Origin of the sequence: Acinetobacter defluvii (assembly GCF_001704615.3) — a bacterium.
Lineage (GTDB): Bacteria > Pseudomonadota > Gammaproteobacteria > Pseudomonadales > Moraxellaceae > Acinetobacter > Acinetobacter defluvii.
This window is the reverse complement of the sequence record NZ_CP029397.2, coordinates 553,142-575,771: the sequence shown is the minus strand read 5'-3', so window position 1 is coordinate 575,771 and position 22,630 is coordinate 553,142. Positions and strand designations below refer to the sequence as shown.

Below are 22,630 nucleotides of genomic sequence, written 5' to 3'. Positions count from 1 at the left end.
TATTCGCATTATTATTCATTGGATGTGAAAAAATGCCTGAATATCAAGTCCCTGTTATTCTTGAACCTCAATATACGTTTGTACCACCACAAAATATACCCGAATTAAATCGTCATGGTTATCTCATGTTTAATATAACTGCTTTGAGTGAAAAACCATTACATAAAATTTATGATGAATATCGTTTTCATTATGCCCACTTCAAGTGCCCAATCGACGACAAATTTGAAGTGACTGGTTCTCTTGCTGCGAATGAATTCGAAGACAATCCGATTATTTATGAAAATCATTATTTTAAATATGATGTTTCATTTACCATCTGCCCTGAAAATGACGCATCCAAACTAGAATGTATCTATGACTTTAAACAATTAAAAGCATTACCTAAAGAACTTTCTTGTCGTGTCATTTTTGGACGAATGTTTGGGCAGAGTGCTGTAATTACAGAAAATATTAAAATGGATATTTCACAACTTGAACATGCAAAATTGTATGTAGCACCTCAGCTCGAAAAAGACGAATAATAATTTTAGACACAAAAAAACCGCAATTAAGCGGTTTATTGTCAATTTTACATCTGTCGATGATCAATTTGGTGCGCTCAGAGAGATTCGAACTCCCGACCCCTTAGTTCGTAGCCAAGTGCTCTATCCAGCTGAGCTATGAGCGCGACGTCTTGATGGGACGCATTATACGCCTTTTCATTTTTTTGTTAAGCATAATTTTATGATTTGAAATTTGGATGTCTGATATTTGGACAATATACATCTTAATGCTTATTTTTAATTCAAGTCCTTAAGATAAAAACGATAAATGCCATATTCCTGTCTCTTATGATCATTTAATTGATCTAGAATGACTCCCACTCCTACTTTGTCTCCTTATTATAAAAGCAACAAGAGCAAATCTTTATTTATAAGATGGTCTATTTCAGTATAATTGTTTTAATTTTTTTAAATACAAACACAAAAAAATCGCAACATGTGCGATTAATTTACCATCCAAAGATGTTTAAGTTGGTGCGCTCAGAGAGATTCGAACTCCCGACCCCTTAGTTCGTAGCCAAGTGCTCTATCCAGCTGAGCTATGAGCGCATTACTTTGATGTCGTATAACGACTTCGTTAACTTCCAGTGGTTTTTTAAATATGGTGCGCTCAGAGAGATTCGAACTCCCGACCCCTTAGTTCGTAGCCAAGTGCTCTATCCAGCTGAGCTATGAGCGCATCGTTAAAAAACGTGGCGGTGAGAGAGGGATTCGAACCCTCGATACAGTTGCCCGTATGCATCCTTAGCAGGGATGTGGTTTCAGCCACTCACCCATCTCACCGTAACGAGCCGCCATAATACAAACTAAAAGCTAATTCAGCAAGTGATGATTTAAAAAAAATACTGTTTTTTTGCTTGATTACATATTTTTTAAACAATTTTTATATATTTGTGCTTTTTTCATACTACAAACTGCGCTAATTCAATGAAAACCGAAGAAAATCCATAAAAATTTTAAATTTTAAATAGATTCTTGCAATCATTTACGTGCAGTCTTTGTCTGTATGACTTATGCTAATCTTATCTTCTGACAAGAAACCAAATACATGATGAAAAATTGGGTCGATCCTGAAGCCAAAGCTGAAGCCGAACGTTACGACAATCCTATCCCAAGTCGTACCCTTATTCTTGAAACAATTGAGCAAAAGCAAGAACCACAATCACATGCTGACTTAGTGGATTTTTTTGCAATTGCTGATCAAAAAAGCATTGATGCCTTGAGCCATCGGTTAAGTGCTATGGTGCGTGATGGTCAATTGATGAAAGATGGCTTTAAATATCAGCTGATGGCAGATCAACCAACATTAGATGCAACTGTTTATATCAACTCAAAAGGTCTAGGCGTTGCCAACATTGATGGCAAAAAAGAAGAATTTTTATTGCCTGAACGTGAGTTACGCCAAGTCTTTCATGGTGACCGTGTCAAAATGCAGCAAACGTCGGTCGATCGTAAAGGCAAAGCTTGGGGCTATATTACTGAAGTCACCCAGCGCCGAGTGAAACAGTTGATTGGTAAAGTTGCAGAGTTTGAAGATGAATATTTCATTCAACCCGCCAATCCAAATGCACATCAACCGATTACTTTAGAAAAAGAACTGATTGAGCATGCCAAAGCCAACGTTGGCGATTCAATTCGGGTTGAAATTGATGATTATCCAACCCGTGATGAATTTGCCACTGGACATATCATTCAATCGATGGCAGACAAAGCCGACACTGAGATTATTATTCCACAAACCATTTTGGAATATGGTCTGCCTTATGAGTTCCCTGCAGAAGTGGTTCAAGAAGCTGAAAGCTTTAAAGAACCTTCCGAAAAAGATCGTGAAGGTCGCATTGATTTGCGTGATTTACCACTCGTTACCATTGATGGTGAAGATGCACGTGACTTTGATGATGCGGTTTATGCTGAGAAACGTCCGGGGGGCGGCTATCGTGTCGTGGTGGCGATTGCTGATGTGAGTCATTATGTGCGTATCGGCAAACCATTAGATGATGAAGCACAAGAACGTGGAACATCAGTATATTTCCCACATTTTGTTTTGCCAATGTTGCCTGAAGCATTGTCAAATGGCTTATGTTCACTTAATCCTGATGTTGACCGTTTGTGTATGGTCTGTGATTTAAATCTTAGTCGTGCGGGACGAGTGACGAAATTTGAGTTCTACCCTTCAGTGATGCACTCACAAGCACGTTTAACCTATACGCAAGTTGCTGAATACTTTGAAGGCAATAGTGCAGCAGTTCCTGAAAATCGTGATGTTCGCAAATCCTTAAATACCCTATTCCAACTCTATCAAGTACTCAAGGGTTTACGTGCCGAGCGCCATGCGATGGAGTTTGAAACTGTCGAAACTTATATGACTTTCGATGAGTTAGGCGGCATCAATGAAATTCTACCTCGTACACGTAACGATGCACATAAACTCATTGAAGAATGTATGTTGCTTGCCAACGTAGCAGCCGCAGAATATTGTTTAAAAAATGAAGTGCCAATGTTGTACCGTGTACATGAAGCACCAGAGTTTTCACGCATTCAAAAAGTCAAAGATTTTGTAAAATTATTGGGTTTGCCTTTCCCAGATCAACCAACCCAAGCCGATTATCAAAAAATAATTGAAGCGACCAAAGACCGTATTGATGCGCCAAGTATTCATGCAGTTTTATTGCGCTCAATGATGCAAGCGTATTATGGTGCGAAAAATGTTGGTCACTATGGCTTAGCTTATGAAGCCTATACACACTTTACTTCACCGATTCGCCGTTATCCTGATTTGTTGTTACATCGTGCAATTAAAGCCAGTTTAAGCACCAAAAAATATCCGCTATCAGGTGCAGCATTAGATGATGCAGGTGAGCATTTCTCTGCCACGGAACGTCGTGCAGATGAAGCCTCTCGTTCTGTCACTTCCTGGTTGAAATGTCATTATATGCAGCAGCATTTAGGTGAAGAATTTGTGGGCGTGATCAGTGCAACGGCTGAGTTTGGCTTATTTGTCACGCTAAAAGATTTATATGTTGATGGTATGGTACATGTCAGCCAACTCGGTGATGATTTCTTTATCTTTGATCAAGCCAGTCAAACGCTGGTTGGACAAAATCGTGGGCAAGTTTTTGGTTTAGGTGATGAAGTTAAAATCAAAGTTGCTGGTGTAAATCTTGAAGAACGCAAGATCGACTTTGAGCTTTTACAACAACTTTCTCACGCAGGGCGTGTGATTCGTAGTCGTGCACCACGTATTGCTAAACCTGTAGCCAAGGAAGAAGTTTTTTCTGAACGTCCTGCTAAAAAGACCAGCTCTGAACCTTCAAATATCAGTGATGATGGAGAACGCCTCATTCGAAAGAAAAAGCCCAAAGGCAAGCCTAGCTCTTACAGCAAAAAGCCTGCTAAAAACACTGCAACGAAGTCTGAAACGAAGACTAAGGATAAAGTGAAGAAAAAAGCGAAAAAGAAAAAGTCGAATGCTAAGACTCAAAGTGAATAATTGGATCTAAGAATAAGGGCGCTTCGGCGCTCTTTTTGTTTATAATTACCTAGAATTTAAAATAAAACTCATCATGTCTAAAAGCTCTTTTTCTAAATATTATTACCACAATTATGTGATTTTGATGATGGTTATCTTATTCATAAGTGGAACTTATAGCATTTTATTTTTAAATTTTTCAGCAACGCCGATGGTCAATCTGATTGCTCTGGTTATTTCAACCACTCTATATTTTACCATTAACCTGAGTTCGATGAATATTATTAGTTTGCAATCAAATTTTTAAAAGTTGGTTTGCTAGTATTTAAACAATAGGCGACTACTGCCGACATAATATTCACCATAAAATTATTAACCGAACGATGACGTGAATGATCTATTTGATGCAAATTTTTTAATTGGTCATTCACTGTTTCTATCAAACCACGTCGTGATAATAATTGCTTTTCAAATAATGTTTGTGACTCTTTCTGCTTCATATTTTTTCGTGAAGGTGTTAATAATTTTAACCCTCTTGCGATTAAAGCATCTTTTTTTGTTTTACTTAAATATCCCTTATCACCAAGCAGGATACCTTTAAATTCTGAAGTAAGCTCCTCAAGTACTGCAACATCGTGAACATTGGCTGATGTGACTTTTAAATTAATAATCTCTCCTAAGTTGTTGATCACAAGATGTAATTTAAAACCGTAAAACCATCCTGTACTACTTTTTCCACGATTCGCAAGGTCTTTAAACACACGATGTCGTTTAATTCTAAGATTATGACAAACAACAAGCTTAGTTGAATCAATGATACAAATTCCTGTATCTGCTCCTTTAATTTGATTAAAGAAACAGCTAAGTGCTTGCAAGCAACGAGGCATAATTTCAACAAAACGGTTATAGCTAAGAAGTTTAGGGAAAGCAGATTTCCAAAAAGGAATGACCATATGACAATAAAAATATTTAAAGAATCTAAATCCAGATTGGTGGAATAAAATCACGATTGTCATGATTTCAGATAAGCTTAGGGCAGACTTCTGTAACCTTAAATTTTGATGTGGAATGAGAGATTTTTCTAAAGATTCATCAAATATTTTGCAAAAATCATCTAAAAGACAAAATAATTCTGTAATATGATCCATAGAAAGCCTTAGGTTGTAATGTTTTGTCTTGAGAACCAATACGTTACAAACTTTAGGGCTTTTTTTCTACTCTTTTTTTGATCGAACTCAGGTTACCATTATTTTATATTTCTTTTATTTATCTAAAAAACAACTATGGGTAATTCCTAGAAACTGGAAAAACTTCAAAATCTCTCCTTTATTTCATAGCCTAATTTTATTACCCATAATTTTAATTCCAATATGTTGGATCAACTTTTCAAAAACTCTTCCCATGATCTACACGAAAATATATGGAGTACAAACTGTTGAAGTTTTAGAAGTAAATGTAAAAAAACTTACTTCCAAAAATGGCACAACTTATTGTTTATCTAATAAATATTCTTGTTTGCCTATTTTCAAAATAAATTATGAAGAATTTAAAGCTTATCAAAACAAAAAAGTAATTCTACAAATCTCCCATCAAAAAAGTTCACTTGGAACAATTATTCACTCTATCGATCATATCCACATCTCTGAAAAAAATAATTAATCAACTTTTCAAATATGCATGAACTCTATGCTAAAGTTTAAATATAAAAATAAAAGTGCATATATTGATGAAAAATATAATTCTGCTTACTCTCCTTGTTTCTGTAAATCTTTATGCAGAAGTGACATTTTCTACCTATCCCATCCCTAAAAAATTCAGCTCATTTTCAGGTAACATTCCTATGCTGAAAGGTAAAGGTTTTCATGAAATCAATAAACAGATTCAGAAACAACTCTTAATCAATGATAATACCCCCATCGAATTTAGTGCAGAAAAAATTTATCAAGACCACGAGCATTTAAGCATTCAAGTTCATCAAGAGATTTCAGGTGGTCGTATATATTATCGAGATAAATATTATGTGATTGATCTAAAAGATAAAAAACTGATGACTTTAGATCAAGTTTTAAAAAAATATCAGCTTTCAGCAACTACGATTTCAAAACAAATTGCTGAAGAACTTGAACCTTGTATAACATCCGAAGCTCAACTCAACGAAGAATGTTCAAGTGGTGATAGAGAATTCTTATATCGAGATTTTGCTGAAGATCGACACAGGGTCGACCTCAAAAATGCGGATAGTTTTTATCTCAAGAAAAATATTTTAGGCATCAGTTTTGATGCAGGTGGATTTTCCGTTCCTTTCGAATTTGGTCTTGAAAAATAAAACTTGTGAAATATGGGTGAATTATTTGAACAAAGCTTGATTTCCCACCTTAAAAGCCCTACATCTAACTATAACGAAACATATTTGGCATAAAGAAGACATGACATTAGAAAAGGCAACTTTGCCTGTACCAAAATTTGACAAAATTACTTTATCGCAACTGAAACAAAATATTGAAGCGTCTATTCAAGATGGACAAAACTTTTTAAATGAACTTACTCAAGTTCCAGAAACCATTCAAGAACAACTCAATGTTTTAGAACAGATTGATACCCTTGAAAATAACATGAGCGAATCTTGGGGCGTATTGTCACACTTAAATGCTGTGATGAATAATGCTGAGACTCGTGAAGTCTATCAAGCACTTCTACCGAGTCTAAGTGAATATTACACTCAACTTGGTCAACATGTGCCACTGTATCAAAGCTATCAACACGTATTTGACAATGCAGTATTTAACGACCTCCCTCCTGCACAACAAAGCGCAATAAAACTAGCTCTACGTGATTTTAAACTGTCAGGCGTGGCTTTAGAGGGTGAAGCCAAAAAACGCTACGCAGAAATTTCAGCACGTTTGTCACAACTCTCCTCTGATTTCTCTAATCATGTTTTAGATTCAACCCAAGCATTTTTCTTAGCTTTAAATGATGAGCAACTTAAAGGTTTGCCACAAAGCAGCATTGAATTATTAAAACAATATGGTCAACAACGTGAACTCGATCAAGCGGTTGCAACTTTAGATATTCCGTCTTATTTAGCGATTATGACCTATGCGGATGATCGTGATTTACGTGAACAGCTTTATAAGGCTTACACCACACGCGCTTCAGACTTAGCTGCTGATCCACAATATGACAATTCGCCTATCATGGTTGAAATTTTAAGCCTGCGTCAGGAAATGGCGAAACTTTTAGGTTTTGACAATTATGCAGAATACTCTCTTGCTTCAAAAATGGCACCTGATGTTGCAACTGTTAACCAGTTCTTAGTTGACCTTGCAGAACATGCACGTCTGCCTGCTGAAAAAGAAATTGCCGAACTTAAAACTATTGCAGCACAAGATGGCATTACTGAGTTACAAGCGTGGGACACGACGTATTATTCAGAAAAACTCAAAGTTCAACAGTTCAATCTTTCACAAGAAGATTTAAAACCCTACTTCCCTGCACCAAAAGTCATTCAAGGTTTATTTAATGTGGTCAATCGTTTATACGGAATTAATGTCATAGAACGTGAAGCACCGCTTTGGCATCCTGATGCGCATTATTATGAGCTTGAAGATCAGGGTTCAGTGATCGGTGGTTTCTATTTCGACCTGTATGCACGTAGTGGTAAACGGGGTGGTGCATGGATGAGTGGTTTCCGTTCTCGTATGCAAACTGAAAATGGCTTACAAAAACCGATTTGCTATATGGTTGGAAACTTTACACCACCAGTCGGTGATCAACCTGCACTACTCACCCATGACGAAGTCAATACTTTGTTCCATGAGTTTGGACATGGGCTACATCATATGTTAACTGAGGTAGATAATATCGCTGTGGCAGGTACACATGGCGTGGCGTGGGATGCTGTAGAATTACCAAGTCAGTTTATGGAGTTTTGGACATGGGACAAAGACAGTTTAGACTTACTGTCTGAACATATCGAAAGCAAAGTGACTTTACCAGAAGACTTGCTGAAAGCCTTACTGGATGCCCGTTTCTTCCAATCTGGCATGCAAACTTTACGTCAAATCGAGTTTGCTTTGTTTGATCTAACCATTCACAAACGTACGCCTGCTTTAAATGCAGAACAAATCCAAACAACTTTGGATGATATTCGTGAAAAATTTGCGGTTGCCCCAACCACAGCAACCAACCGTTTCCAAAATAGCTTTAGTCATATTTTTGCAGGAGGCTATGCCGCAGGGTATTACTCTTATAAATGGGCAGAAGTTCTTGCGAGTGATGCATTTGATCGCTTTGAAAATGAAGGTGTTTTTAATACACAAACAGGTCAAGAGTTCCGCAAAGCCATCTTGGCAGTCGGCGGTAAAGATACGGCTTTAGACGCTTTTGTCAATTTCCGAGGACGTGAGCCTAAAATTGATGCTTTGTTGCGTCATCAAGGTTGGACGAATGCCTCTAAAAACGCTTAAACTACGCATGTAAAATTAATTATGTGGTGAGTGTATGAATATCAAACGTCGTTTCATTGCTGGGGCAAAATGCCCAAGATGTGAGTCGATGGATCGAATCGTTATGCTCACCACTGACGAGGCTGAATGGATTGAATGTATCGAGTGTGATTATTCTGAAAATCGTCCTACTCATGTAGATGCGCCCGAGGAAACAGCACCCGATGAGATTGGGGTTATTCAATTCAAACCTCGTTCATCAAAATAAATTTGGATCGAACATGCAATTAGATACAAGAAATAATTCAAAATTAATATGGCTTATTGCTGGGGGATTGGTCGTTATTATCGCTTTAGCCAGCGCTTTATTTTGGCTTAAAGCAGATCAAGATCAAACAAAAACGGAAGCCACTTCTACACAAAAAGCACCTCCGAAAGCGACTGCACCACCACTGGCTCAACCTTTAGAACAAGCTGCCGTCTCTGAAGCCACAACACATACACTTGTAGATAAAACGATTTTAACAGAACCAGTTTCTGAGAATGAAAGCTTAGCAAAAGAAGAAATTGCAAAACTTGAAGACATTCAAAAACAATTACAAGATCAACAACAGTCTTTAGAGTCTCAACATGCGGATGCAGATCAGTTGATAAAGCTCAAAGAAGAACAATTAAAACTGCTCGAACAACAGCTAGCTGCCGAACAAAAACACTCTTAATATTTCGACCTAAACATCATTCAATGTAAATTGAATGATGTTTTTTTATTGAAAATAAATAAAGCATTACCTATAAAGTAAAGTTAAATCTTCAAGAAAATATAGGTTTACTCATTAAAGAAACATAGATAAATGAGAAGCTAAAAACACTATTTAAACAGTATGCTTATGACTATTTCTTAGTCGGAACTTTAATAGCATAAGACATTAAAAATACAGTGAATTTAATCCTTATATTTTCATTTATAATCAATTTTTCAATGGATACATTTAACCAGTAGAGTGTTTTCAATACTGTCAGTTTCTTTACTAAGAAGACGTTATTTCAACTTCCTATCAAAACAAAAAAGCACCCGAAGGTGCTTTTCTTAATAGTCTAGATTATTTATTGGCATACCAGTCAAACATGTTTAGCAAGTACGGTACGAAAGTGACGATCACTAAGGATGAGAACAATACCACGATTGGCAATATCCAGCGCTCATAACGATAGTAGAAACTTGTATATTTCTCTTTTGCTTCTGCATCGGCGGCGGCGACTTCTTCATCCCCGACCGAGAGCCGCGTCAGTAAGTGGTTCAATGCCACAGGTGGTGCAACATAACCAAATTCAAAGGCAACCAATACGATCATCCAGAAATGAATTGGATGGATGCCATTCTCATATGCAACCGGTGCTATCGTTGCAGCAACCAAAATCACCGCACCAAATGGATCCGTTGTCATACCAATAATCGCAAGTAACATTGCCAAGAATGCCAATGACAACATGATACTACCCATATGTGTAGGTACCATTGTGACGATTTCACTACGCTCAATCAGACCACCCATACTCGCAGAAAGCGCCATAAGAATGATCAAAGCACCGATATGTCCAACACTCTCAGACGAAGCAAACCAGATTGATTTACCAAATCCACGTTTACTTTCCGCATTAGTATTATGTGTGCGTAAATATTCTGACTTTTGCTCATGCTCATGCGCCAAAGCACTGTTGTACTGTGGTACTGGAACACGATCACCCAAATATTTATCAAACAAAATATAAGCCAAGAGCATGATAGGAAGAATCACAGGCGCAGTAAACTCATCCATCTGCGTATCCAAGCCATAGCTATAGAAACCTACCACCAATGCTGTAATGACCACATACGGAATAACTGGCACCAACGCTCTTAACATGCCAGGAACAGCAATTTTTGGTGAGTTAATACGGAATTTATCTTCAGCAAGATATAAAGATACCCCAAGGAAAATAAATGCAGTTAACCAGAATACATAAATACCATGATCAAATAATTCATCAGATGTTACATGACGACTGTCTAACATTGAGATCAAAATGACCAATAGACATGGACGTAATACAACCCCTAACGATCCTGACATGGCAGAAACTGCCAGTGCATATTGACGACGTGCACCAGAGTTCCACACTTCACGATAAATAATCGCACCTGCTGCCACAACGAAAATCCCTGAAGCACCTGTATATGCTGTTGGAATCGCAGCAGCAATCAAGATAATCCAAGTCAAGGTTTCAGGCGCAAGATTCCATGGACGTAAAATCGCAAGGAAAACATCCATAATTCGGGTTTGTGTTAATAACATCCCCGCCCAAATAAACAAGGCTAAGTTCAGGAAGATTCCAGAGAATTCCACCAATTGACCAAGGTAAATGCCTTGCCCCATTGGGTAGTCCATAAAGAAGGTAAATGAAATCCCAGTTAAAATTGCCATGAATGCATACAAAGGAATACTGATCAGTGAAAGTCCAATGTTGCCGCCTTCTTTGGCAGTTTTAGGAATAAAAAACAGTTGATATAAACTAATGAGCGTCAAACTCACGAAGAGTATCATCCATAAGTAATATCCCCAAATCGTTTCATACGTTGACTCTACCCCAGAATTAATCACAGACTGATATTGACTCCAGACCGAGTATGACAACAAGCCATTACCCAAAATCATGGCAAGTGAATACACTCTAAAATCAAGCTTGGTTGTTGGTGGACGCAAACTAATATGATGCATTTTCAATGATGCAGAGATCGCTGAAATCACAACCATCAATAATAAAATCAAGACACGGTTTTCTGTACCAAACTTAAATAGCCAGAAAAAGCCTGTTTCCATGGTACGGTAGTTACGAATAGAAGGATGCTGTTCCAAATGCTTCATTGACTTATCATAGAATGCAAATTTTTCTTCACATTCAGTTTTTGCAGCCATGAAAGATTGACGCACATCTGCTTCTGGTGTCACACCAAAGAAACTTGCATCAGGATCACTTGCTTCAGCTTTCATGCGTTCTTGAACGAGCGCATCAATATTGGGATTACGGTCACAACTTGGTTTCGTGGGTTCAGCTCTTAAAAAGGAATATTGCATTCCGATTTTTTCGTCACCATATAAGCGTTCGCCAATACGCAACATTTGCCCATGAATCATTTCCCCTGTACCAATTAACAAGGTCAATAAGAGAAGCATCAGGACGATAAAAGTTGAAATCCATTCTGTCCATATATGACCAATCAGTCCTAAGCCTGATTTTTTTTCTGTACTATCATTCATGATAATTCCATTTTTATCTATAATCTTATAAATCTTTTATAAGACTAATATTTTTATAAGTTATGAGTTACTGAAACGTCCTCATTTCCTATTTTTATTTCCACTTCCAAATCTGCATGCTTTCTCAACAAAAAAGTATGGCAGCGCTACATTTTTTTTCGTGCATTTTTGTCAAGTATAAAGCGATAAAAGCACATTAATTTACTTAATCTATACATATTAATGAGTAATTATAATTAAAAACAATACCTTAATTGCATTCACAGCTATATAAAGCTTTTATTTATTGATCTTAAATATTGTCTTAATTTTTATAAATATCATTAAAAAATGATAAAGTGATTTGAATTTTAATGATTATTTTCTTTAAAGACTTGTCGATAAGCTAAATATGCAATTGCACAAATAGCCCCCCAAAACGCACCCACCAAATGAGCTTCTACCAATACAGGACTACCAATCAGTTGAGATGTTCCAATCTGTCCAAAAGTATTTTCCCAAATCAGTTTAACTACGACTAAGAACAACACCAAGACCGCAAAGTTGCGTTCTTTACGAAATTTTAAATAGAAAAAAGCCGCTGCCACATACAAGCCATGCAATATACCTGATAATCCTGCATAAGCTTCAATACTCGGATATAAATAATAAAAACTTAAACTGGACAAAGGCGCTAAAATAAGCAGTAGTAAAATAATAAAACGATTTTGAATATGGGGAAAAATAAAAGGCAAACACGCAAATGCAATTATATTTAATGCAAAATGTACCCAACCCACATGTACCCAATGGGCTGTCCACCAACGCCAAATTTCTGTAAAAAATGTATAACGCCAATAAATAAAATCAGATTGAAAAATTTGCAGACATGCAGAGATACACGCACAACTCGCGATGAATAGCATACGCTTATTGAACTGTATATCTTTCATATCAAGTCTCTCCAAAATAACAAGAAAAGCCGAGGCTTTTCTTGATTATAAATATAAAACTGGAAAGAAAATGTTGCTTTTTCGCTGTTAAGGCGTTGCTGCTTCCTGTGTAGACTCAGTTGGTGTTGAGCTTTCTTCTTGGTTTGGAGATGCAGGAGTATCTTCCGTTGCAGGAGCAGAACTTTCCGTTGCTGAATCACCTAAACCATCAAATAGCTCATCATCCCCTGTTGCACCTTGGTCATCCCAGAATACAGTCATGCCATCATCCCCAGCACGTACGCCAGTATGCTCAGTCCAATAACGGTCAGCAATCGCTTGTACCATTTGTCCTGCCATTGCATCAATTAATCTAAACTCGGGATTAACAGGTTTATCTTCTTCTCGAGATGCTGCATAGGTGCGTAATGCTTCACGAATACGTGCATCATCACCACTTGCTTGCGCTGAAACAGCGTATAAAGCATGTGCTAAGCGTACACCTTTTTGTTCCCCGATTTGCATGGACTGTTTTAATGTTTGATATGGATCTGGTTTGCCTTCATCCGCACCTGGTAACAATGTCCAAATTACGGCACGTGTCGCCATTGGTGCACCCCAAAATTTATTATTATCCAAACATGCCATACCACGTTCAACGATTGCAGCAATATCTTTCGGGACATTGGCAGCACCACCAGAGTTGATGTCATTGGTCATGGCTTGTAAGCCACTCAGCATCCCCAAAAGATAAATCGTTTGATCTAAATCTTTTTTCATCGTTGGACAAGAGTCGCCCAAAGTATATTTATATTTGGCTTGCCAACGTTCAGCAAATAATTGATAGCCTGTGTACTGACGATTTGCCGCCAATGCAGCCCAACGCTTTTGTTCTACACGAGCATCTTGCGCTTCTGACACCTTACCATCTTTAGACGCACGTAAGTAACGAAGTTCAGCATCCAAAGCACGATTTTCCGCACACATACCTGCTGCAGAATAAAGCAATACTGCCATACGTGTTGGATCAGCCCCCATGTCCTTGGTTGCCATAATCGCTGGTGTTAATGCATTGCCTGTTTGGCATGCCATATCAGCATCACCACCTGCTAAGATAGGTGGAACAATATGATTTTCACTGAAGCCCAAAGCAACATTTGCGCCTGACTTAATCACATATGAACAACCAGATAAAATAGATGAAGCAACAATAGCAGTCGCCATAAATTGCCCAATTTTGTGGACTTTAGACATACTTCCTGTCCTCTATGTAATTGTGTTTATGTCCTTTTTGCTTAAAATATCAGATACCTTACTTGAATAAAAGAGTAATTGCTCTAATTTTATCGGTATAATTTGCCATAATACATATAAAAATGAATTGACCGTATAATAGTGACTACTAAATTTTAGGCAAAAAAAAGTAGCATTGCGACGGTTCAGCACATGCTACTTGTTAAATGGTAAACTCTCAGGAGAGTTTATTCGTTTTAAGTTTTCTTTTATCTATCTGTTCCCTCAGCACAGTTCCTAGTCTTCCCACTACAATCGCAAGAATAATTGCGATCACTAGAAACAACCATTGTTGAACTTCAGTCATTTTGAAATCCTTCATTTGCTGTTGGTAGATTTAATGTACAGGTAAAATTAAAAATTAATAAATAAAATTGTCTAACAATCTTACTTTTAACTCCTTTTTTGTGATTTTAGTCTAACAATAATAACTAAATTAGCAAAAAACAATCTAACCATTTGTTTTTTAAATATTTTTAATATTCAAATATAATATAAAATGTCGAACAATTAAGCTAACTTTGCCTGTGTTTTTAACATTTTCCAGCTTTTTTGTGCTAATTGATCTTGCCAAACAATAAAACTTGAAAGTTTATTTGAATTAGAAACATCTTCAACATAGATCACAATATAAAAAATGTGATCAATCATTTGCTTTATTTTTACGTGTTGTATCTTCTGATTTTGCACAAATTTAAGCGACCAAATCTGTCCATCTAATTGTTCAAACTGTGCAACTTGCGGTTTTAGACTGAACATATAACCTGAAACAGTCAAAAGTAAGACACAAGGTAACCACAGCCATAGGGTTAAGATTGGGTAGAGAAGAATTATAATGGCTACACCCAAAAAAAGCTGAAACCATCGCCAATATCGGCTTGGTTTCAGCTTAAAACAGCGATAAGGTTCAAGATTAACCATGGACATATTGTTTAAGTTTAATAATAAGTTGTCTTAATTCTGGTTTTGGAGGCTCAGATACTTCCATAAACCAATCGAGTAAATCTGGGTCTTCTTGGTCAACCAATTCTTTAAATAAAGCTTTTTCGGTTGCGTCTGCCTGTAAATAATGTTGTTTTACATAAGGATCAAAATAAACATCAATTTCTTTCAAACCACGACGTGCACGATAAATAACTTTACGTTCTTCCAAAGTTAATTCTTCAAACATTGATTTCCCCGAAGATAATTGATGTGACTAGTTTACCTTATTCCATGATAAATACCTGTGTATTTATCTAGATTGACCAAACTTATCATTTTCATCCATGAAATGAGCATTCACCTCATTGAGAACAAATTCATGTTCAATTAATTTGTAAATATTAAACAATGATTTGGAATAAAAAACATGCAATCAGGATCAATTCGACCATTGGCAAATATGCTACCTCGTAACTTATTTAATGCTGAACATGAAGCATTTCGTGAAACCGTACGTAAATTTTACGAAAAAGAAGTCGTGCCAAATATTGCTAAATACGAAGAACAACAACATGTTGATCGTGATTTATGGAACAAAGCAGGTGAAATGGGCTTACTGTGTGCAACCATGCCGGAAGAGTATGGTGGCTATGGCGTAGATCGCCTTTACAGTATGATTTTAATTGAAGAACAAGCCTATGCAATGGATTCTTCAACAGGTTTTTCTTTACATTCAGATATTGTAGCCAACTACATCAATAACTTTGGTAATGAGGAACAAAAGAAACATTGGTTACCTAAAATGGCATCAGGCGAAACAGTGACTGCGATTGCAATGACCGAACCTGGCACAGGTTCTGATTTACAAGGCGTACGCACAACAGCCGTTTTAGATGGGGATGAATATGTTATCAATGGTTCGAAAATCTTCATTACCAATGGTTATTTGTGTGACATGGCTGTCGTTGTGTGTAAAACAGGCAATACAGACAAAGGTTCTGCTAACTTATCTTTGATCATTGTTGAAGCTGACCGCGCAGGATTTAGCAAAGGTAAGCCACTCAATAAAATCGGGATGAAAGGTCAAGACACCTGTGAGTTATTCTTTGAAGATGTGCGTGTACCTAAAGAAAATTTATTAGGTATGGAAGGCATGGGCTTTATCATGCTGATGAAAGAATTGGCATGGGAGCGTATGTTGGTAGCGATCATTTGTCAAGCAGGTGCAGAAGCTGCATTTGCACATACCGTTCAATACACCAAAGACCGTAAAGCTTTTGGCAAACCGATTGGGGCATTCCAAAATACACGCTTCAAACTTGCTGAAATGCGTACTGAAATTGATTTCTGCCGTGCTTATTTAGATCGCTGTATGGAGCTTCAACTCGAAGGTACACTTGGTGTCGATGCAGCAGCAGCAGCGAAATATAAAATTTCTGAACTATTCTCTGAAGTCGTTGATGAGTGCCTACAACTACATGGAGGTTATGGCTATATGCTTGAATACCCGATTGCACGCGCTTATATCGACAACCGTGCAAATCGTATTTACGCAGGAACCAATGAGATCATGAAAGAATTGATTTCACGTTCTTTATAATCTAAAACAGATTGAAAAATGGAGCTTTTAAGCTCCATTTTTATTCAAATAAATAAAACGATTAAGATACTAACTTTGGTTTCTTGCTTGGCTGGCTCTCACGTTTATGAAACTTCAACACACCATCTTCAAATTTCGCATTTTTGAGTTCTTTACGATCAGCAAGGTAATTATTGGTGACTTTCCAAGGTGCATGTTTACCTTGTTTCGGCATTACATCAGCCGCACGCGCGATATAACCCGAAGTTAAGCTACCCATTACCGTATCTTCCATCAACTCAGTCGCATCACCTTGAGGAATGACCTCATCGAAGCCTTTTTTATCCATATAATTTACAAGGCGACTGATATATTCAGCTGCAATATCAACCTTGAGTGTCCAAGAAGCATTAATATAACCAATAATCAATGCCATATTCGGCACATCACTGACCATCACGCCTTGATAGAGCATGTGTTTAGACGTATTCATCGGTTTACCATCTATTGTCGCTTTGATACCACCTAGAATTTGGATTTCTAAACCTGTTGCTGATACGATGATGTCTGCATCTAAATGTTTACCAGATTTAAGTTGAATACCATTTTCGGTAATTTTTTCAATTTGGTCTGTTTCAACACTTGCTTTACCAGAACGTAAGATTTTGAATAAATCACCATCTGGAACCACACATAAACGTTGATCCCATGGATTATAAGTTGGAGTAAAGTGTTTCATATCCACTTTACCTTTTAACTGCATTTCAATTGATTTAAGTAAAAACTTACGCAATAACTTCGGTTGTTTTTGTGCGATCGCATAAATACCGCGCTGCATCCCAATATTACGCGCACGTGTTAACTTATAAGAAACATCTTCTGGCAATACTTTGCGCATTTTCTCATAAACAAAGTCAATCGAAGGAATCGATGCAATATAAGTCGGAGAGCGTTGCAACATCGTAACATGTTCAGCACCACCTTTAGCCATTGCAGGTACAAGTGTAATCGCAGTTGCACCACTCCCAATAATGACTACTTTTTTGCCTGTATAGTCTAAGTTTTCAGGCCAGAATTGGGGGTTTACAAATTCACCTTTAAATGCATCTTTATTTGGGAAATCTGGTTGATAACCTTGATCATAATTATAATAACCTGTACAGCCTACAACAAAATTTGCGATCCAAGTTTGCATTTTTTGATTTTCATCTTCAATTTCTACAACCCATTTTTTTATTGAAGAATCATAGTTGGCAGTACGTACACGATGTTTAAAATGAATTTTATCTTTAAGTTTAAACTCTTCAATAACTTCGCCAACATAGCCTTTGATTGCCGCACCATCCGCCAGAACATTGGCTTTTTGCCATGGTTTAAAGTTAAAACCAAAAGTGGACATGTCCGAGTCTGAGCGAATACCAGGATATTTGAATAAATCCCAGGTACCACCAAAGCTTTCACGGCGTTCAATAATTTCAAAAGAACGTTGCGGTGAGTTTTTTGAAAGATGTGCAGCTACACCTATTCCTGAGATCCCTGCACCTACGATAAGAATATCAACTTGCTTTTCCATTTTCTTTTTATAACCTTTAGAAGAGTACATTTTTATTAAAGCACAAATCTGACAATACAAAATGTCAAGTTTGCATTTTTCTGACAGAAAACATGTCAGTTCAGGACATTTTTGGTATTTTGTCTAACAATCAGTAATTTTTAAACATAAAAAAAGGTCGGTATAAACCGACCTTTTTCAGAACAACCGAAGTTCTTAGCGAAGTATTAGTTTACTTCACGATCCACAAGTTCTACATAAGCCATCGGTGCAGCATCACCTGCACGGAAACCAGCTTTAAGAACTCGGAGATAACCGCCGTTACGTTCTTTATAACGAGGGCCAAGAACGGTAAATAATTTACCAACAGTTGCTGCTGAACGAGTACGAGCAAACGCTAAACGACGGTTTGCAACTGTATCGTTTTTAGCTAAAGTGATTAAAGGCTCAGCAACACGACGTAACTCTTTCGCTTTAGGAACAGTAGTTTTAATTAACTCATGTTCAAACAAAGAATTCGCCATGTTTTGGAACATCGCTTTACGATGACTGCTTGTACGGCCTAATTTCACACCACTATTACGATGACGCATGGTGATAGTCCTACTTAATTAACGGCTACGATAGGCAAAACGATCGTCCATACGTAAACTAGCTGGTGGCCAGTTTTCTAAACGCATGCCGAGTTGCAAGCCTTTTGAAGCCAGAACATCTTTGATTTCAGTCAACGATTTTTTACCTAAGTTCGGAGTTTTTAACAACTCGACTTCAGTACGTTGCACTAAATCACCGATGTAGTAAATATTTTCTGCTTTCAAACAGTTAGCAGAACGAACAGTAAGCTCTAGATCATCTACTGGACGAAGCAAGATTGGGTCAACTTCCTCACGAGGCTCTTGAGCAACAGGTGCTTGATCTTTCTGAAGATCAACAAAAATTGCAATTTGTTGTTGCAAGATTGTTGCCGCTTTGCGGATTGCTTCTTCTGGATCAACAGTACCATTGGTTTCAAGATCAATGACCAATTTGTCAAGGTCTGTACGTTGTTCTACACGCGCATTTTCTACGGTATAAGACACACGCTTGATTGGGCTATAAGAAGCATCTAATTGTAAGCGACCTACTGGGCGAGTTTCGCCTTCAGGGAAGCGCGAATCAGATGTTTCATAACCACGACCTTGAGCAACTTTCAAGCGCATTTTCAATGAGCCTGTAGCACTTAACGTGCCGATCAAATGTTCAGGGTTAACCACTTCAACATTATGTGGTAAACGAAGATCAGCAGCAGTAACATCGCCAGGACCTTGTTTCTCTAATGTTAAATATGCTTCATTTTGATCGAACAGCTTAATAGACAATCCTTTTAGGTTCAGCAAGAGCTCGACGATGTCCTGCTGCAAGCCTTCTAAAGTACTGTACTCGTGCTCGACACCTTCTATTTCCACTTCAACCACAGCTGCGCCAGGTAAAGAAGATAATAGAATGCGACGTAAAGCATTCCCAAGAGTATGACCAAAGCCACGCTCTAAAGGTTCTAGAATCACTTTCGCCGAGGTCCCGCTTGCCGCTTCGACCTTGATCGCTTGCGGAGTAAGAAACTCGTTTGCAGTACGCGTCATTATTGCTACCTCAAGGATTATTTAGAATACAATTCTACAATCAAGCTTTCGTTGATTTCAGCAGGTAAATCAGAACGATCTGGTGCAGCTTTAAAAGTACCTTCAAGTTTTGAATGATCTACTTCAATCCAAGAAGCTGTACCACGTTGAGCAGCTAATTCAATTGCGTTTTTAATACGTAATTGTTGTTTAGCGCCTTCGTGAACTGCGATCACGTCACCCGCTTTAACTTGGATAGACGCGATGTTAACACGACGACCATTTAAAGTGATTGAACGGTGAGATACAAGCTGACGAGCTTCTGCACGTGTAGAACCAAAGCCCATACGATAAACAACGTTATCTAAACGGCTTTCAAGCAATTTCAACAAGTTTTCACCAGTTGCGCCTTTTACACGAGCTGCTTCTTTATAGTAATTACTAAATTGACGCTCTAACACACCGTACATACGACGTACTTTTTGTTTTTCACGTAATTGTAGTGAGTACTCAGATTGTTTTCCGCCACGCGCCTGACCATGTTGACCAGGAGCCTTAGCATGTTTTTTAGTTTTGACGTCAAATGGTTTAACGCCAGATTTTAATTGCAGGTCTGTCCCTTCGCGGCGAGAGAGTTTGCATTTTGGACCAATATAACGAGCCATGAATGTTTCTCCTTACACGCGACGTTTTTTAGGTGGACGGCAACCGTTGTGCGGAATTGGAGTCACATCGGTAATGCTGTTAATTTTATAACCCACTGCACCTAATGCACGAACCGCAGATTCACGACCTGGACCAGGACCTTTTACAAGGACGTCCAAGTTTTTCAAACCGTAATCTAAAGCAGCTTTACCAGCAACTTCAGCAGCTACCTGAGCAGCAAACGGAGTTGATTTACGTGATCCACGGAAGCCTTGTCCACCTGAGGTAGCCCAAGCCAATGCATTACCTTGACGATCGGTAATCGTAACAATGGTGTTATTAAAAGAAGCGTGAATGTGTGCAACACCTTCAGAGACGGTACGAGTGACCTTCTTGCGTGTGCGTGTATCTTTAGCCATCTTTTAGCTTCCAGAAATCTTATTTCTTAATAGGTTTGCGCGGACCTTTACGGGTACGTGCGTTAGTTTTGGTGCGTTGTCCGCGAACAGGCAAGCTGCGACGATGACGAAGACCGCGGTAGCAGCCTAAATCCATTAAACGTTTAATGTTCATGGAAATTTCGCGACGTAAATCACCTTCGGTCGGAACCTTAGCAACTTCAGCACGAATCGCATCAAGCTGAGCATCATCTAATTCACGAATCTTAGTTGTTGGTGCAATGCCTGCAGCAGCTAAAATAACTTTAGCAGTATGACGACCAATACCAAAGATATACGTGAGAGAGATAACAGCATGCTTGTTATCCGGAATGTTTACACCGGCAATACGAGCCATTCAAATTTCTCCAAAAAGGCAGTAGAGATAATCAACCGCCCCACAAAATCTTGAGGGGCGGATAATAACCCAATTAGCCTACTGAAATCAACAGGTCTTAATTAAATTAACCTTGACGCTGCTTATGACGAGGTTCAGCGCTACAAATTACGCGAATAACCCCATTACGACGGATAACTTTACAGCTACCACAAATTTTCTTTACAGAAGCTTGTACTTTCATGATGAAACCTCTAAGTGCGCTTATCCCTTAGGATGAGCAGTCGTTTTTCTCATTAACGTTTGATTGTCATACTGGCGTGAAGTGAGATGTGCTTGTAGCTGAGCCATAAAGTCCATCACAACAACGACTACGATGAGCAATGATGTACCACCAAGATGGAACGGAATACCAAATGAACTTTGTAGAATCATCGGCATTAAACAAATCACTGTAATGTAAATCGCACCAATAAACGTCAAACGATTAAGAATATGATCTAAGTAACGAGCAGTTTGCTCACCTGGGCGAATACCAGGTACATAAGCTCCGCTGCGTTTCAAGTTTTCTGATACTTCTTTAGGGCTAAATACAAGTGCCGTATAAAAATAACAGAAAAAGATAATTAACGCACCAAAGAGCACCAAATACAAAGGTTGTCCAGGCGACAATACGAGTGCCAAATCTTGTAGGCTACGTTTTACGATTCCTGCATTTGGATCAGCACTACCTAACCATTGTCCTAAACTTGCAGGGAACAACAATAACGAACTTGCGAAAATTGCTGGGATTACCCCTGCCATATTAATTTTCAATGGTAAATGTGTTTGCTGTGCAGTGAATACACGTCGACCTTGCTGTTTTTGAGCATAGTTAACAGGTATACGGCGCTGCGCTTTTTCAATAAACACAATAGCGGCCAGTACAGCGACAGAAAGCAATCCAAAGATAGCCAAACCGATTAAGCTCGATTGACCATTATCTACTGAAGTAAATGCTTGGATGACTAAGTTGGGTAAACCTGCAACAATACCTGCGAAGATAATCATCGAGATACCATTACCAACCCCACGTTCTGTAATCTGCTCACCTAACCACATTAAGAACATCGTACCTGCGACTAACGATGTTAGCGCGGGAATGTAAAATGCTAATCCAGAAGTCAAAGTAATGCCTTGACTAATGAGACCTGCACACATCCCAATACCTTGCACAAATGCGAGTAATAGTGTGCCGTAGCGTGTGTATTGATTTATCTTACGCTTACCCTGCTCGCCTTCTTTCTTTAATGCTTCCAGCGAAGGAACAACCGTAGACATAAGCTGCACGATAATCGATGCAGAAATGTATGGCATGATCCCTAACGCAAGAATTGACATTCGTTCTAATGCCCCGCCTGAGAACATATTGAACAAGCCTAAGAATGTGCCTTCATTAGCCTTGAAAAAACGTTCTAAAGCGACATTATCGATACCTGGTAGCGGAATATGCGCTCCTAGTCGAAAGACCACCAATGCACCAATTAAGAACATTAATCGGCGTATAATTTCACGGTATTTCACATGAAATGGTTGACCTTTCATCATATTCACATGACC

General features: G+C 38.2%; 22 protein-coding genes and 4 tRNA genes. 8 read left to right on the top strand and 18 right to left on the bottom strand.

From position 1 onward, the window contains the following. Positions 1-32 precede the first annotated feature (32 nt). Positions 33-524 carry a hypothetical protein gene (locus DJ533_RS05140; RefSeq protein WP_148245827.1) on the top strand — a complete coding sequence of 164 codons (492 nt, stop codon included), beginning with the start codon at positions 33-35 and terminating at the stop codon, positions 522-524. Between the two features lie 69 nt (positions 525-593). Here DJ533_RS05140 and DJ533_RS05135 read toward each other — a convergent pair. From DJ533_RS05135 to DJ533_RS05120, 4 genes are all read right to left on the bottom strand, one after another. Further along, a tRNA-Arg gene (locus tag DJ533_RS05135) sits at positions 594-670 on the bottom strand. Between the two features lie 347 nt (positions 671-1,017). Next, positions 1,018-1,094: transfer RNA gene (locus DJ533_RS05130), tRNA-Arg, on the bottom strand. A gap of 53 nt (positions 1,095-1,147) precedes the next feature. Then, a tRNA-Arg gene (locus tag DJ533_RS05125) sits at positions 1,148-1,224 on the bottom strand. Positions 1,225-1,238: 14 nt separating this feature from the next. Further along, positions 1,239-1,328 (bottom strand) — tRNA-Ser (locus DJ533_RS05120). Positions 1,329-1,593: 265 nt separating this feature from the next. Between DJ533_RS05120 and rnr the strand changes: the two genes are divergently transcribed. Next, positions 1,594-4,035 carry a ribonuclease R gene (rnr, locus tag DJ533_RS05115; RefSeq protein ID WP_065995601.1) on the top strand — a complete coding sequence of 814 codons (2,442 nt, stop codon included), beginning with the start codon at positions 1,594-1,596 and terminating at the stop codon, positions 4,033-4,035. 263 nt (positions 4,036-4,298) lie between these two features. On the opposite strand, the gene DJ533_RS05110 is transcribed toward rnr, so the two are convergent. Continuing rightward, positions 4,299-5,162, bottom strand: coding sequence for an IS982 family transposase (locus DJ533_RS05110; protein ID WP_109849250.1), 864 nt, complete (start codon positions 5,160-5,162; stop codon positions 4,299-4,301). A gap of 253 nt (positions 5,163-5,415) precedes the next feature. Here DJ533_RS05110 and DJ533_RS18630 point away from each other — a divergent pair, with 253 nt between their 5' ends. The 5 genes from DJ533_RS18630 (at position 5,416) to DJ533_RS05085 (ending at position 9,178) form a co-directional block, all read left to right on the top strand. Continuing rightward, entirely contained in the window at positions 5,416-5,673 is a 258-nt protein-coding gene (locus DJ533_RS18630; protein ID WP_065994123.1) for a hypothetical protein, read from the top strand. Between the two features lie 67 nt (positions 5,674-5,740). Beyond that, on the top strand, positions 5,741-6,340 hold the full coding sequence (locus DJ533_RS05100; RefSeq protein ID WP_065994122.1) for a hypothetical protein: 600 nt from the start codon (positions 5,741-5,743) through the stop codon (positions 6,338-6,340). Positions 6,341-6,440: 100 nt separating this feature from the next. Then, the gene (locus tag DJ533_RS05095) at positions 6,441-8,480 is read left to right on the top strand and encodes a M3 family metallopeptidase (protein ID WP_065994121.1); all 2,040 of its coding nucleotides are present in this window, start codon (positions 6,441-6,443) and stop codon (positions 8,478-8,480) included. Between the two features lie 40 nt (positions 8,481-8,520). Beyond that, on the top strand, positions 8,521-8,727 hold the full coding sequence (locus DJ533_RS05090; protein ID WP_171488594.1) for a YheV family putative zinc ribbon protein: 207 nt from the start codon (positions 8,521-8,523) through the stop codon (positions 8,725-8,727). 13 nt (positions 8,728-8,740) lie between these two features. Then, positions 8,741-9,178 carry a hypothetical protein gene (locus DJ533_RS05085; protein ID WP_065994119.1) on the top strand — a complete coding sequence of 146 codons (438 nt, stop codon included), beginning with the start codon at positions 8,741-8,743 and terminating at the stop codon, positions 9,176-9,178. Between the two features lie 381 nt (positions 9,179-9,559). Here the strand turns inward: DJ533_RS05085 and DJ533_RS05080 are convergent, their stop codons facing one another. The 5 genes from DJ533_RS05080 to DJ533_RS05060 form a co-directional block, all read right to left on the bottom strand. Further along, on the bottom strand, positions 9,560-11,755 hold the full coding sequence (locus DJ533_RS05080) for a TRAP transporter large permease subunit (RefSeq protein WP_065994118.1): 2,196 nt from the start codon (positions 11,753-11,755) through the stop codon (positions 9,560-9,562). Between the two features lie 350 nt (positions 11,756-12,105). Then, entirely contained in the window at positions 12,106-12,687 is a 582-nt protein-coding gene (gene rrtA, locus DJ533_RS05075; RefSeq protein WP_065994117.1) for a rhombosortase, read from the bottom strand. An 87-nt stretch (positions 12,688-12,774) separates the two neighbouring features. Beyond that, positions 12,775-13,920, bottom strand: coding sequence for a hypothetical protein (locus DJ533_RS05070; RefSeq protein WP_065994116.1), 1,146 nt, complete (start codon positions 13,918-13,920; stop codon positions 12,775-12,777). Positions 13,921-14,469: 549 nt separating this feature from the next. Further along, entirely contained in the window at positions 14,470-14,886 is a 417-nt protein-coding gene (locus DJ533_RS05065; RefSeq protein WP_065994115.1) for a hypothetical protein, read from the bottom strand. Next, on the bottom strand, positions 14,873-15,130 hold the full coding sequence (locus tag DJ533_RS05060) for an FAD assembly factor SdhE (protein WP_065994114.1): 258 nt from the start codon (positions 15,128-15,130) through the stop codon (positions 14,873-14,875). The genes DJ533_RS05065 and DJ533_RS05060 overlap by 14 nt, the downstream gene beginning before the upstream one ends. Positions 15,131-15,310: 180 nt before the next feature. Here DJ533_RS05060 and DJ533_RS05055 point away from each other — a divergent pair, with 180 nt between their 5' ends. Beyond that, entirely contained in the window at positions 15,311-16,483 is a 1,173-nt protein-coding gene (locus DJ533_RS05055) for an acyl-CoA dehydrogenase family protein (RefSeq protein WP_065994113.1), read from the top strand. Between the two features lie 61 nt (positions 16,484-16,544). Here the strand turns inward: DJ533_RS05055 and DJ533_RS05050 are convergent, their stop codons facing one another. The 8 genes from DJ533_RS05050 to secY all read right to left on the bottom strand — a co-directional run bounded on the left by DJ533_RS05050 (position 16,545) and on the right by secY (position 22,615). Then, positions 16,545-18,035, bottom strand: coding sequence for a flavin-containing monooxygenase (locus DJ533_RS05050; protein ID WP_065994112.1), 1,491 nt, complete (start codon positions 18,033-18,035; stop codon positions 16,545-16,547). A 206-nt stretch (positions 18,036-18,241) separates the two neighbouring features. After that, a complete protein-coding gene (rplQ, locus tag DJ533_RS05045; RefSeq protein WP_004281488.1) occupies positions 18,242-18,607 on the bottom strand; it encodes a 50S ribosomal protein L17 in 366 nt (121 codons plus the stop codon). An 18-nt stretch (positions 18,608-18,625) separates the two neighbouring features. Further along, positions 18,626-19,633, bottom strand: coding sequence for a DNA-directed RNA polymerase subunit alpha (locus DJ533_RS05040; RefSeq protein ID WP_065994111.1), 1,008 nt, complete (start codon positions 19,631-19,633; stop codon positions 18,626-18,628). 17 nt (positions 19,634-19,650) lie between these two features. Next, complete coding sequence (gene rpsD / locus DJ533_RS05035) at positions 19,651-20,277, bottom strand: 30S ribosomal protein S4 (protein WP_065994110.1); 627 nt, start codon at positions 20,275-20,277, stop codon at positions 19,651-19,653. Positions 20,278-20,289: 12 nt separating this feature from the next. After that, a complete protein-coding gene (rpsK, locus tag DJ533_RS05030; RefSeq protein ID WP_001040166.1) occupies positions 20,290-20,676 on the bottom strand; it encodes a 30S ribosomal protein S11 in 387 nt (128 codons plus the stop codon). 19 nt (positions 20,677-20,695) lie between these two features. Then, positions 20,696-21,052: a 30S ribosomal protein S13 gene (rpsM, locus tag DJ533_RS05025; protein WP_065994109.1), complete on the bottom strand. Its 357-nt coding sequence runs from the start codon at positions 21,050-21,052 to the stop codon at positions 20,696-20,698. 106 nt (positions 21,053-21,158) lie between these two features. After that, on the bottom strand, positions 21,159-21,275 hold the full coding sequence (gene rpmJ / locus DJ533_RS05020) for a 50S ribosomal protein L36 (RefSeq protein ID WP_000867907.1): 117 nt from the start codon (positions 21,273-21,275) through the stop codon (positions 21,159-21,161). Between the two features lie 20 nt (positions 21,276-21,295). Continuing rightward, positions 21,296-22,615 carry a preprotein translocase subunit SecY gene (gene secY, locus DJ533_RS05015; protein WP_171488593.1) on the bottom strand — a complete coding sequence of 440 codons (1,320 nt, stop codon included), beginning with the start codon at positions 22,613-22,615 and terminating at the stop codon, positions 21,296-21,298. Positions 22,616-22,630: the final 15 nt, after the last annotated feature.